This is a genomic window from Corynebacterium sp. CCM 9204 (assembly GCF_041357695.1).
Classification (GTDB): domain Bacteria; phylum Actinomycetota; class Actinomycetes; order Mycobacteriales; family Mycobacteriaceae; genus Corynebacterium.
In genome coordinates, this window is sequence record NZ_JAUERX010000002.1 from 283,178 (window position 1) to 297,242 (window position 14,065).

Sequence of the window (14,065 nt, forward strand, 5' to 3'; positions counted from 1 at the left end):
TTTCTGGAACGCCGCGATCTTCGTTCAAGGTCGCGTGAGGAGGACATATGAAACACCTCATTAACATCGATAACGGTGGAACCCTGACTGATATCTGTGTGTGGGACGGGGGAGAATTTTCCTTCACTAAAACCCTCACCACACCTTTTGATTTGTCGGAGTGTCTCTTTGAGGGAATCGCGAAGGCATCCGCAAACCTCTATGGCGAGCGTCACCTGGTCCGATTGCTCCACGAGGCGGAGCATATCCGCTACTCCACGACTCAGGGGACCAACGCTCTCGTTGAACGCAAGGGGCCGTCCATCGGACTACTCGTCGAAGACCTTGCGGTGGTTGACGCCATGCAGTCCGACGATGACCACTCTGCGCTCTTCACCGACCTGGTCGGCACCCGGGTTGAGACATTCGACATCTCCGATGACACACTTGAGTTCAGTCTCGTACAGACCGTCAACAAGCTCACCACCGATGGTGCTGCACGTCTCGTGGTCGTCGGGCGCGACGCGGAATCCGAGCGGACCGTGCGTAATCTCCTTCTCCGTAACTTTCCCAGGCAGCTACTCGGCTCCGTCCCGGTGCTGTGCAGTTGGGAATTCGTCGAGGACATCGATGACGCCCGCCGTGCCTGGTCATCAGTAGTCAACACGTTCCTGCATCCGGTGATGGAACGCTTCCTCTACCAGGCACAGTCCCGTCTTAGGGACAACAAGGTCACCAACCCACTACTCGTCTACCGCAATGACGGTGCATCGTCGCGGGTGTCCAAGTCAGTTGCTCTGCGCACCTATTCTTCCGGCCCCCGTGGTGGATTGGAGGGCACCGCCGCCCTCGCCCGGAGTTATTCGCTCGACCATGTTCTGATGATGGATGTCGGTGGTACGACGACCGACGTCGGCGTCGTCGACAACTGCACCATCGAGACGAAACGACGCGGACAGGTCGGGGAAGCGACGATCTCTTTCCCGATGTCCAGCGTGCACAGCTCCGGTGTGGGCGGCAGTTCGATCATCGGCGTCCGCGACGGCAAGATCGTCGTCGGTCCCCGTTCCGTCGGTGCAGCCCCCGGCCCGGCATGCTTCGGTCTAGGTGGAAAAGACGCCACGATCACCGATGTCAAGGTACTTCTCGGTGTCCTCGACCCCGACACCTACCTCAACGGCCAGATGCACCTCGATGCTTCCCGGAGTCGTGCGGTCATCACTTCCACCATTGCCGAGCCCCTCGGTATCAGTCTCGAAGAGGCGTTGATCCGGATGGAGGACGCATATCTCGAGACAATGGCGGAAACGTTCCGTGACCTAGTGCGTGACGACACGACGCTCGCTGCGTTCGGCGGGGCAGGTCCAATGAGCGCGTGCGGTGCCGCAGAGAAAGCCGGAGTGAAGCGTGTCCTCATTCCACGCATGGCAGCAGTGTTCTCTGCGTTCGGCATCTCCTTCTCCGACATCGGGAAGACCTACGAGATAAGCATCACCGGTACCGATGCTGAGAGCCTGCAACGTCATCATGATGAATTGCTGCACCGCGCTGAACGGGACATGTTCCAGGAGGGATACAGCCTCGCGGAATGCGAGACCGAATGGGCACTCGAGCAGCACGATGAATCAGGTGAAGTCATCTCGACACGTGGATACCGGCACGGAGAAGATCTCGGTGATCTGGAGGGAAACCTGATGTTGTGCCTGGATGTGAAGAAGGTTCTGCCGCACGCCGATCTCGGGGACGACGACAGTGTCGAAGCATCCGATGCCGTTTCCACCACGATCCGCGCCGTTCGCGTCGGAGCCGATGAGATCCGGGATCTTCCCGTCTACGTACTCGAAGATCAAGCTCCAGGGGCGAGGGCGGCAGGGCCGGCGATCATCGAGGGGCCGTTCTTCACCGCGCGGGTCACCCCAGGTTGGGTGTTCACCGTGACCAGCAACGGTGATCTCATCATCAGCGACGAGCGCTGACCACCATCACGAGACAGTAAGGAAAACACTGTGCGAGTCCCCATGACCGAGTATCTGCTCATCGATCTCGACACCGAACGGTGGCTGTGCCGCAACTGCGGTCACGACATCGGTGACGCAAACCGGAACTACAAACCCGGCTGCCTGGTGTACGACCGGGATCCGACCGAGATCCATCAGCCGATCATCGACCCCGAGCGCTACGAGTACACGTTCTCTCCGGACCCGAGTTACTGCAGGATCCTGGAATTCTACTGCCCCGGCTGTGCCACCCAGCTCGAGACCGAGTACGTCCCGCCGGGACACCCGCCGACCCGTGACATGGTCATCGACGTCGCTGCTCTCCGCAAGCAATGGGAGGAACGGGGTGTTGATCCAGAGGAAGTTTTTAACTACGGCCCCGGCGAGGACGCTCAGAAGTACACCGCCGAACTCAAGAAAAAAGCCGCCGACTCACAGCGTTGAGTTGCGAAACGAAACCAGGAGACATCCATGAAACGCATCTCCGTCGACATTGGCGGCACATTCACCGACTGCTTCTTCGTCTGGGACGACACCTACGTCGAGGCGAAGGCACTGACCACGCACCACAACCTAGCTCTCGGATTCAATGAGGCGCTCGATCTGGCGTGTGAACGCGCCGGACTCGACCGCGAGACCGCCCTGTCCGGGGTTGACTCGGTGCGCTACGCCACGACACTCGGCACCAACGCTCTCATCGAACGCAAGGGACCGAAGGTCGGAGCCATCGTCACACACGGCTTCGAGGACACGATCCCGTTGTCCCGAGGCCGGGGCTACGGTGAAGGTCTCGACTACTCCATGCAACAGAACATGCCGGCTGCGGAACGCCCCGAACCCCTTGTTCCCCGTGCACTGATCCGTTCCGTCAAGGAGCGGGTCAACTCCGCGGGTAAAGTCGTCGCTGCACTGCGGGAGGATGACGTCCGGAACGTCGTCCGGGAGCTGATGGATGCCGGTGCCGAAGCCATCGTCGTATCGCTGACCAACGCCACCGAGAATCCGGTCCACGAACTCCAGATCCAGGAGATCATCCTGGAGGAGTATCCGTCTCACGAGCTGGGTGCCGTCCCGGTCCTGCTCGGGCACCAGGTCTCCGGACGAAAAGGTGAGTACGTCCGGGCCACATCCACGATCGTCGATGCATTCCTGCACGAGATCATGTTCCACGCACTGAGCCAACTCTCGAACAACCTCCGTGAATCCGGGTACACCAAGCCGATGCTGGTCAACCACAATTCCGGCGGTATGGCGCAGATGAACTCGACAGACGCACTGCAGACCATCCACTCCGGTCCCATCGCCGGTGTCGGTGCCGCGGAGCACCTCGCGAAATCCACCGACATCGGAAGCGTCATCAGCACCGACATGGGTGGAACTTCCTTCGATATCGGACTCGTTCCTGAAGGAGGCGTGAAGCACTACGACTTCATGCCGACCATCGACAGATGGCTGGTCAGCGTTCCCATGGTGCACCTCGACACCCTCGGTGCAGGTGGTGGATCCATTGCCAGCTACGACCGCATCCACCAGTCGGTGAAAATCGGACCGGAATCCGCCGGATCCAACCCAGGACCGGCCTGCTATGACCGGGGCGGGCTGCGTCCCACCGTCACTGACGCAGACCTTCTCCTCGGGTACCTCGACCCGGACAATTATGCGAACGGGTACATCAAACTGAATCCGAAGCGTTCGGTGTTCGCCATCGAGGAGACTCTCTGCGACGAGATGGACATGGACGTCCTCGACATCGCGAAGATCATCAAGAACTCCGTCGATGAGCAGATGGCCATCGGCATCGGCAAGGAACTGCGTGTACGCGGCTACCTGCCCGAGGACTTCACGATGCTGGCCTACGGCGGAAACGGTCCCCTCCATGCCTGTGGTATCGCCCGGCACGCCGGTATCACCAAGGTTCTTGTTCCCCCGTTCAGTTCTGTGTTCTCCGCCTGCGGTGCGGGGAACATGCAGCAGCTCCACTTCCATGAGCGGGGCACACACATCACGATGTACAACGCCACCACCCGGGCACTGTACGACAACTACGCCGAGTTCAATGAAATAGTCGAAGAACTCGAGGCCAAGGGACGAGAGGACCTGCGCAGACAAGGCTTCGCGGCCGAGGACGTCAAGTACCGACTGGAACTGGACATGCGTTACGGAAACCAGCTCCTCACCCAGGCTGTGACACTGGACATCAATCGGATGACCGGCGTCGGGGATGTACTGCACATGATCAAGACCTTCGGTGATGTCTACAGCCACCGATTCGGTTCCAACTGTGCCGCTCCCGAGGCTGGAATCCGAGTCAACACGGTTCGAGTCGCCTCCTACGTTGAGGGCGACACCGTCAACTTCGAGTCACTCGCCAACGGCGGAGAACGGACAACCCCGGAGTCGATCGGGGAACGTCGGGTCCACTTCGTCGGAAAAGACAAGGCCATTGACACTCCGCTGTACAACCAGAGCGCCCTGACCGCTGCCGCGATCATTGAGGGACCGGCGATCGTCACCACGGAGAACACCACCTTCCTGGTCGAGCCGGGATGGCGCCTGGAACCCACCGAGCAGGGCGCCGTCTGGCTCCTGCAGGACTGATGACTGACACCACGAGGAGAATGCAATGACCGCTGTCGACAAAGACACAACAACCTCCGTCCAAGGCAAGAACCTTACCCCGCAAGAACAGGAATGGGTTGACGCCTTCATGGACGAGACCACGCTGTTCCTCGGACCTGACCCGGAGATCATGCGGAGCCACAGCATCGCCGAGCGTACCCCCTATGAGGAGGAATGCATCGGAAAAGGGATTGACCGTATCCAGGTTGAACGAATCCGTAAGCGTATCTCGGGTGCCCTCGATGAGGGATATGAGATGTGTGAGGCTCAGGGAGCGGCCCCGGGAGCGAAATGGGGTGACCTCACCACCGCCATATACACCGCAGAAGGTGACGTCTCCTACCTCTCCTGCCATGGGGTCATCGCTTTCTCGGCGATTTTGCACCATCCCATCCGGTACATCATGAAGTATTGGAAGGATGAGCCCACCGTCGGCATCAACGAAGGCGACGGTTTCATCCACAACGATGCCCGCTACGGAAACGTCCACAACACAGACCAGTCCATGATCATGCCGATCATCCGTGATGGTCAGCTCATCGCCTGGGTCGCCGCGACGATTCACGAAGGCGAGAACGGTGCCTGTGAACCCGGCGGTATGCCCTCGGGTTCGGAGACCCCCTTCGATGATGGCCTCCGGATGAGTCCCTTCAAGATCGTCGAGCGCGGCCACCTGCGTCGTGACCTGCTGACCTTCCTGCAACACTCCGTCCGTGATCCGAAGCTGCAGTTGGCTGACCTGAAGGTCAAGATCGGGGCCGTTAACCGCATCATGGAACGCATCAACACGCTGATCGATGAAGTCGGGGTGGAGACGTTCGTCGCCGCGATCCGCATCACCATCGAGGACGTCGATGCCGAGGTCCGACGTCGCATCGCGGAACTGCCGGACGGTACCTATTCCTTTAATCAGTTCATGGACTCGACCCTGAAGGAGAACATCCTCATCAAGATGGCGTGCAAGATCACCGTCAAGGGGGATCACATGTCCGTCGATCTGCGGGGCTCTGGCCCTGAGATCCTCAACCGTGCGTTCAACTCGCCACTGTGCTCCGTCAAATCGATGATGATGCAGGCGATCCTCGCTTTCTGGTGGCCGGATCTGCCACGCTGCACCTCAGCCATGAGCTGCATCGAGATCATCTCCGACGAGGGAACCTGGTCGGACGCCTCCTACGATGCGCCGATGGGCCAGTCCCTCCAGGCATCCTTCCGCGGTTTCTCCGCGATGCAGGCGCTCTACGGGAAGATGCAGTTCTCCACCCCCCGCAAGTACTCCAATGTGGTGGCCAACTGGTTTAACCAGATCAATACCTTCCTGTGGGGCGGTGAAACACAGCACGGTGACCAGGTGGGTAACCTCTGCGCCGACCTCAACGGAATGCCAGGCGGGGCAAAGCCTTTCCGGGACGGTGAGGATTCTGTCTCCCCACTATTCTGCGCCATGGCGGACACCGCAGAGCAGGAGATCATGGAGGAGGAGGTTCCCTTCATGCAGCTCGTGTCGAAGCGCCTGGTCAAGGACAACATGGGCTTCGGCAAGTTCACCGGCGGCATGGGCTACGAGATGATCGTCGCAGCAGAGGGAACCCCGCACTGGGGATTCATGACGGTGACATCCGGATCGAAGTTCAGCTCGATCTACGGAATGTTCGGGGGCTACGGCTGCGGTGCCTACCCGCTCGCGATGGTGAAGGGCGTCAATACCTACGACAGCTTCCGCAAAGACTCCCGCACCTTTGATCTCTCCATTGAGAAGGTCATGAACGAACGTCCCTTCGAGGGGGCGAAGTATATGACGTCACACATGGGCCTGCAGTTCGACGTCGCCAAGGACGGTGAGCTGTACATGATCAGCCAAGGTGCAGGCGGCGGCTACGGTGACCCGATCGAACGGGACCCCGAGTCCGTCGTCGCGGATGCGGAACTCGGACGCATCTCACCGAAAGTCGCCCGCGATATCTTCTGCGTCGCCTATGACGAAGAGCACTTCCGGTTGGATGCCGAGGAGACACGACGACTCCGTGAGGCGCGCCGCAGGGAACGCCTGTCCAAGGGCAAGCCCTACGCCGAGTTCATCAAGGAGTTCGTCACGGAGGAGCCCCCGGAGGACCTCCTCTACTACGGCAACTGGGGTGATGACACCGAGGAACTCACCGCCACGGTCTTCACAGTCAACGGCCGCAAGCGGGTTACCGGAACAGTCGATGAACTTCCGATCATCATGATCCCGGACCGTCGCGAATTGAAGATCGAGGCTCTCGAAGCGCGGATCGCGGAGCTCGAGGAGAAACACGGCGAGACGGTCTCGAAAAAGAGCTGACCCGTCTCTCCACAACCCTGGGTGCGGTTCCACGCCGCCCCAGGGCAGCCCTATTTTTACTGACAACAACCAGGTACAACAGGCGTTCATCCACCGGAACAAGGAGCATCCCATGACCTCATTCACCGACCTCATCACCACCCCACCCTCGGAACGCGGAACCGCACTATTTCTCGACCATGTTCCCTTCGGCGAACGGGTCATCCTCCACGGTGAACTTCCCTATCTCGATGCTCCGGCGACCGCAAGCTACTACGGTCAGGCTCAGGGAATGCTGAACTCCGACGCCACCATCGTCGACCTCGGAGCACTTTATAGCGCGGTTCTCTCCGCGACCCCCGAGCTGGGGGAGTCCATGGGAGCCCGCTCCCGGACCGGATACGCATTGCGCACCATGCTCGCTGATGACTCCGCAGCGACCGTAGCGAACCGTATTCTCACCGCGACCAGCCATACCAGTCGAGTACCGTTCCTCCTCCGGATACCGTCGCCGCTACGCTGGCTCGCACAAGCGGCGGCAGCGGCCGGAAACACCGACGTCAGTTCGATCACCGAGGATCATGCGGAATCCGCAGCCATGTACGTCGCCGACTGGCTCCGCAGGTTCGTAGACGCCCCCGTCGCCGGTCTACTTCTCGATGGCCGACGATCCGGTGACGACACGACACTTCCGGCAGAGGACATCGCCGCTTACCAACCGGTGATCAACGCCGCAGAACATGTCGGTTGGTCCGTACTGATGCAGACCGATGAAACTATCGCCGTCGCAGGTAAGGACCTGTGTGGTGCAACTGTTGACCCGGGCTACTGGCTCGGGGAGGGGGAGGTACCGCAGGCTGATTTTCTCGTCGCCCAAATTCCCGTAGACGCCGAACCAGACACTGTTCTGGAACGCCTTGAGGCCCTCTGACCACCTTCCGCCAACTGTGATCCGAGGCGGAGCCCATGTTTCCCCGGATCGTCTGTCAACCTTTCTGAGGAGCATTACGTGAGCAAATTACACACAGGTGACATCACCGATCTGGTGTCGGGACTCATCAGGGACGGCATGTCCATCGCAGTCGGCGGATTCGGACTGTCAGGCAGCCCCTTTGACCTCATAGAGGCAGTCAATGCCTCGGGAGCGAAGGATCTCACGATCGTGTCCAACAACATGAGCATTGACGGAATAGGGCTCGGACTCCTTCTCGAATCCCAGCAGGTGAAAAAGGTCATGGCGTCCTACGTCGGAGAAAACAAGGCGTTTGCAGAGCAATACCTCGCCGGACAACTCGAGCTCGAATTCGTTCCACAGGGATCCCTCGCGGAACGGCTTCGTGCAGCGGGCGCTGGTATCCCAGCCTTCTTCACCCCCACCGGTTACGGGACGATCATCGCGGAAGGTAAGGAAGTCCGCGAGATTAATGGACGGCACTACATCCTCGAAGAAGCCATCAGAACCGATCTGGCCCTCGTCCATGCCGCGACAGCGGACCCGAACGGGAACCTCGTCTACAACCGCACCGCCCGAAATTTCAACCCGGTGTGCGCGATGGCCGGTCGAATCACCATCGCCCAGGCTGAACAGGTAGTTGAACTCGGCGATCTGGACCCCGACTTCATTCACACACCAGGCGTCTACGTTCAGCATCTCGTGCAGGCTGTACCCCGGATCAAACCGATTGAACGGGTGACTACCCGACCACGCCCCGAAGGTAACTCCGCCGAGAAAGGAAACTGAAACGACATGGCCTGGACACGCGAAGAAATGGCGGCCATCGCCGCAGCCGAACTCAGCGACGGTGATTACGTTAACTTGGGGATCGGTATCCCCACCATGATCGCTAATCAACTACCCGAGGGCGTGAACATCATCCTGCAATCGGAGAACGGAATCCTTGGAATGGGCCCGTTCCCTTTTGAGGGGGAAGAAGACCCCGATCTCATCAATGCCGGGAAACAGACCGTCACACTCAGCAAGGGGGCGGTAGTGTTCGACTCGGCAGAGAGTTTCGCGATGATCCGGGGCGGAAACCTCAAGCTCGCGGTACTCGGTGCGATGGAGGTTTCCGAGAAAGGGGATCTCGCTAATTGGATCATTCCCGGAGTCATGGTCAAGGGAATGGGGGGAGCGATGGACCTGGTCGCGGGAGCCCCCCGGGTCATCGTCCTCACCGACCACGTGGACAAAAAGGGACGTCCGAAACTCAAAAAGAACTGCACCCTGCCACTCACCGGAACGCAGGTCGTCGACCGCGTCATCACCAACCTTGCAGTTTTCGACATCACCGAGCGCGAAGGAATGGTGCTCCGGGAACTTGCGTCGGGTGTGAGCCTGGCAGAGGTCGAGGAAAACACCGAAGCGACATTTACCGTCATCACCGATGACGGAGCAACCCGGATCGAAGGAGAACAATCATGAAACGCGAAGCTGTTATCGTGGGAGCTGCCCGCACACCACAGGGAAAACTCCTCGGCGTATTCAAGGACGTCTCCGCAGTTGATTTGGGTGGCGTGGCAATCAAAGCCGCCGTGGAACGCTCCGGAATCAATCCGCAGCACATTGATCAGGTCATCATGGGACAGGCCATCCAGGCAGGATCCGGGCAAGTGCCGGCCCGCCAGGCGGCGATCAACGCCGGGATTCCCCTCAGTGCGTTCGCGGACACACTGAACAAGGCCTGCCTCTCCGGCATCGAGGCGGTCACCCAAGCCGCCCGACTCATCCGATGTGGTGACGCAAACGTGGTGGTAGCTGGTGGTCAGGAATCCATGACCTGTGCCCCGCATCTGCTCACTGCGGCACGCTCAGGAACTGTTCTGGGGCCGACCACAGCGGAAGATGCCATGCTGTACGACGGACTCCAGGACCCGTACACCGGAGAGACCATGGGGGCGCTCACGGAGAAAGGCAACGGAGAACGTGGCATCACCCGGCAACAGCAGGACACTATCGCGGAACTCAGCAACCGGCGTGCCCATGAAGCGCAGGAGGAAGGCCGATTCCGCGACGAGATCGCCCCGGTAACGGTCCCACAACGGAAGGGCGACCCCCTGGTGGTGGAGAGCGACGAGGGGATACGTGCGGACACCACCATGGAGAGCCTCGGGAAACTCCGCCCGGCATTTAACCGGGAGGGGACGATCACAGCGGGTAACTCATCCCAGATCTCAGACGGCGCAGCGGCACTGGTCGTGGTCAGCCGCGAGTACGCGCAGCGGAACGGGCTTGAGATCCTCGCCACCATCGAAGGGCAGGGGAGTACCGGGGGACCGGACCACTACCTGCATTCCAAACCCGCCGACGCCCTGAAAAAAGCACTCTCGGACAGTCGGATACAACTCGATGACGTCGACTTTGTGGAAATCAACGAGGCCTTCGCATCGGTGGTCATCCAATCCCTGCGCGACCTGGACCTGGACATGGGGAAGTGCAATCCCAATGGAGGCGCGATCGCCCTGGGGCACCCGCTGGGGGCCTCCGGTGCCCGGGTTCTGGTGACCGCCGTTTATGAACTTCTCCGTCGTGGAAGTGGGACCGCCGCCGTCTCACTCTGTGGAGCTGGAGGGCAGGGACAAGCGATGGTGATCAGTAGGTACTGATTCACCCGCATTCATGAGCTAAGGCATCCGTGATGTTTCTCTCGATCGTTTCACGTGCATCCAGGTTTGGTTATCGTAAATGGTTGGTTGTGTTCCGGATTTATAGGGAGGTGGGGATATCCTGAAAGGGTGAATCTTTCACCTAACTGGAGTGACTATTGTGGCTGCTCTTTTGTATGGGTCACATTGGAAGTATCTTGACCCGACTGTGGAAAAGTTTGTCGCCTATCTGAGGTGTTGAATAATGCCAATATTCATCACCTGGGGGGCGGGGAGAGAAGTTTCGAAACCCTAGTGGAATTTATGGGAAGATGGTGAATCTTTACGCTTGTCACCCTGACTGTATTTGGGCCCCAAGTCATGGCGGAAAGATTGATTGTATTGTCATTAGAGAGCTTCTTGAAGATCTGGGGTCTTTTCTAAAAAGGCGGATGAAATATTGATATCCTTATAAAATTAAAATATTGCCCGAATATCCCATGGTCGAAATTTGTCATTAGTTAGATTGTGGGTTTCCACCCCTTTGTAGAGGTTAATATTTTCTAATATAATTTTATAGTGCATTAATTATTGGATAATGGATTAGGTGTCGATAAATTTTAGTGACTGTCTTATGTGTTGCCAGAAAATTATTGAATATATTTAGGTTTCGACCTGACGGTTCACCTTAAATTTTCTGCTCACCGCGGTGTTTGTGCTGGCTCTGGATTAGCCAAACGGCGGTTTTGCGCGTACTGTGGAGAAGTACTGCTTTTCACTAGCCTACATCCCCGGTGGTTGTACGCCCGATCTTGTTGAGCGCCGACATGGCCTCACTGGATCATTGGGATGCTGGTTTGTGTCGTGTCCGCGAGGCCGTCGTCAGTCACTTGAAGCTGGCTGTGACGAGCCTTCTGCGTAGACACCATCTTCCATCGACGAGTCAGACACCCTCATGGGATTAGTCTGTTAGATGTGGACCGGCAAGGCCCAGGTGTGGCGAGCAGGACACAGTGCCCCGTAGTGCAAGCGTCGGGTAGCGCTGGTCGGTGCGGTCTTCATAACGCCAGGCACCGATACAACATCAAGAAAAATAATGTGTGAGCCGCGCGAACAGCGTGCGGAATGACATGAGCAGCGCGAAATATGAAGTCGCGCAGAAGAATGAGGATGGCGCAGTGAACGCCCAGAACGAAAACAACTTGAACACCAACGGTGATGCGAATGAGATCATCACCCTGGATGACGTGGTCAATGCAGGTGCAGAGAACACCGCGGCTGAAATCAGTGCGGATACCGCTGATGCAGAAAACCCCGAGACTGTCGTTGTGACCGTCGCGAGTGATGATGACGTTTCCGACGTTGAGGCATCCGGCGAGGTTAGCGACGAAGCGGAAGAAGCTCCGGTCGTCGTGGAAGATGATGCAAAGCACGACGTCGACACACAGGAGAGCGCTCCGGAAAAAACCCCGGAGGTCAAGGCCGAAGAACCGGAAGAGAACGGTTTCGCTGGACTCGGACTGCCGGAACGCACTCTGGCGGCCGTCCGCAAGATTGGTTACGAGTCCCCCTCACCGATCCAGACCCAGACGATCCCGCTTCTCATGGAGGGCCGGGACGTTGTCGGGCTCGCCCAGACCGGCACCGGTAAAACCGCTGCGTTCGCACTGCCCATCCTCTCCCGAATCGATCCGTCGGTGAAGGCGCCCCAGGCACTCGTGCTTGCGCCAACCCGTGAGCTCGCACTCCAGGTCGCCGATGCGTTCCAGGGATTCGCCGATCACATCGGCAACCGGATCAGTATCCTACCGATTTACGGTGGCCAGGCCTACGGCGTGCAGCTCGGTGGTCTCCGTCGTGGTGCGCAGATCGTGGTCGGTACCCCCGGTCGCGTCATCGACCACCTGCAGAAGGGGTCACTGGACATCTCCGGCTTGCGCTACCTCGTTCTCGATGAGGCCGACGAGATGCTGAACATGGGCTTCCAGGAGGACGTCGAGCGGATCCTCGCCGACACACCCGCCGAGAAGCAGGTCGCCCTGTTCTCCGCGACGATGCCCAACGGTATCCGTCGCATCTCTAAGCAGTACCTCAATGACCCGGCGGAGATCACCGTCAAGTCAAAGACCCGTACCAACACCAACATCACGCAGCGCTACCTTTCTGTCGCGCACCGGAACAAGATCGACGCGCTGACCCGTATCCTCGAGGTCACAGAGATCGAGGCCATGATCGTGTTCGTACGCACCAAGCACGAGACGGAGGAAGTCGCTGAGAAGCTGCGCGCCCGGGGATTCTCCGCGGCCGCCATCAACGGTGACATCGCCCAGGCTCAGCGTGAGCGCACCGTCGACCAACTCAAGGATGGTCGCCTTGACATCCTCGTCGCGACTGATGTCGCCGCCCGTGGACTCGACGTCGACCGCATCAGCCACGTGCTCAACTTCGACATCCCCCATGACACCGAGAGCTACGTCCACCGTATCGGCCGTACCGGCCGTGCGGGCCGCTCCGGTGAGGCGATCCTGTTTGTCACTCCGCGTGAGCGTCGCATGCTGAAGTCCATCGAGCGGGCGACCAACGCCCCGCTCAACGAGATGGAACTCCCGAGTGTTGAGGAAGTCAACGATTCGCGTAAAGCGAAGTTCGCCGACTCCATTACTGCCGCGCTGGAGGACAAACAGGTCAATCTCTTCCGTCACTTGGTCAAGGAGTATGCGGAAGAGCACGATGTGCCGCTCGAAGACGTTGCTGCCGCACTCGCTACCCAGGCCCAGGCTGGCAATGATTTCCTTCTCAAGGAACAGCCGAAGCGGGATCGTGAGCGTTTTGACCGTGATCGGGACCGTGGCAATGATCGCGGTGGACGTTTCGACCGGGGCGATAGACCGGACCGAGGCGACCGTGGCGACCGAGGCGGAAATGCCCGCTTCGACCGTGGCGACAAGAACCTCTCCGTGTATCGCGTCGCGGTCGGCAAACGCCAGCATGTTCGCCCGGGTGCCATCGTCGGTGCGTTGGCTAACGAGGGTGGACTGACTTCTCAGGATGTCGGGCGTATCACCATCAATGTCGACCACACTCTGGTTGAACTACCCAAGGATCTGCCCCGCGAAGTGTGGGAAAACCTGTCTGACACCCGCATCTCGGGCCAGCTCATTCAACTGGAGCACACTCCGGATGCACCCATCGGACGCCAGTCTTCCGGTGGTGGTGGTTTCCGCGGTGGCGACCGTGGTGGTCGTGGTGGTTTCCGCGGTGGTGACCGTGAAGATCGCGGTGGTCGTGGTGGTTTCCGCGGTGGTGACCGTGAAGATCGTGGTGGTCGTGGTGGTTTCCGCGGTGGTGACCGTGAAGATCGCGGTGGTCGTGGTGGTTTCCGCGGTGGTGACCGCAACACTGACCGTGGCGGCTGGCGCAGCTAACCTCCACAGCGATCAACGCTTTTCGGCCGTACACGGCTGAGGCAAGCAAAGAGCGACCCCCGATCACACTTCCGGCATTTACCGGAGTGTGATCGGGGGTCGGCCTATGTCATTGAAAGGTCGCCGAGAGTCGCTGTAGTTGTCGTCGTAGTATCCACGAC

General features: G+C 59.2%; 9 protein-coding genes. All 9 read left to right on the forward strand.

The window, feature by feature from the left end; all coding sequences use genetic code 11:
* Positions 1–47 precede the first annotated feature (47 nt).
* The 9 genes from QWU43_RS05450 to QWU43_RS05490 all read left to right on the forward strand — a co-directional run bounded on the left by QWU43_RS05450 (position 48) and on the right by QWU43_RS05490 (position 13,904).
* Positions 48–1,955, forward strand: coding sequence for a hydantoinase/oxoprolinase family protein (locus tag QWU43_RS05450; protein WP_370917331.1), 1,908 nt, complete (start codon positions 48–50; stop codon positions 1,953–1,955).
* 30 nt (positions 1,956–1,985) lie between these two features.
* Positions 1,986–2,420 (forward strand): acetone carboxylase subunit gamma, encoded by a 435-nt coding sequence (locus QWU43_RS05455; RefSeq protein ID WP_370915111.1) that lies wholly within the window; start codon positions 1,986–1,988, stop codon positions 2,418–2,420.
* A gap of 27 nt (positions 2,421–2,447) precedes the next feature.
* The gene (locus QWU43_RS05460; protein ID WP_370915110.1) at positions 2,448–4,574 is read left to right on the forward strand and encodes a hydantoinase/oxoprolinase family protein; all 2,127 of its coding nucleotides are present in this window, start codon (positions 2,448–2,450) and stop codon (positions 4,572–4,574) included.
* 25 nt (positions 4,575–4,599) lie between these two features.
* A complete protein-coding gene (locus QWU43_RS05465) occupies positions 4,600–6,918 on the forward strand; it encodes a hydantoinase B/oxoprolinase family protein (protein ID WP_370917332.1) in 2,319 nt (772 codons plus the stop codon).
* Positions 6,919–7,030: 112 nt separating this feature from the next.
* A complete protein-coding gene (locus QWU43_RS05470; RefSeq protein ID WP_370917333.1) occupies positions 7,031–7,828 on the forward strand; it encodes a hypothetical protein in 798 nt (265 codons plus the stop codon).
* 78 nt (positions 7,829–7,906) lie between these two features.
* Positions 7,907–8,638 carry a CoA transferase subunit A gene (locus tag QWU43_RS05475; protein ID WP_370915107.1) on the forward strand — a complete coding sequence of 244 codons (732 nt, stop codon included), beginning with the start codon at positions 7,907–7,909 and terminating at the stop codon, positions 8,636–8,638.
* Between the two features lie 6 nt (positions 8,639–8,644).
* The gene (locus QWU43_RS05480; protein ID WP_370917334.1) at positions 8,645–9,319 is read left to right on the forward strand and encodes a 3-oxoacid CoA-transferase subunit B; all 675 of its coding nucleotides are present in this window, start codon (positions 8,645–8,647) and stop codon (positions 9,317–9,319) included.
* Positions 9,316–10,500, forward strand: coding sequence for an acetyl-CoA C-acetyltransferase (locus QWU43_RS05485; RefSeq protein WP_370915105.1), 1,185 nt, complete (start codon positions 9,316–9,318; stop codon positions 10,498–10,500). The genes QWU43_RS05480 and QWU43_RS05485 overlap by 4 nt, the downstream gene beginning before the upstream one ends.
* 1,109 nt (positions 10,501–11,609) lie before the next feature.
* On the forward strand, positions 11,610–13,904 hold the full coding sequence (locus tag QWU43_RS05490; protein WP_370915104.1) for a DEAD/DEAH box helicase: 2,295 nt from the start codon (positions 11,610–11,612) through the stop codon (positions 13,902–13,904).
* The last annotated feature ends 161 nt before the right edge of the window (positions 13,905–14,065 follow it).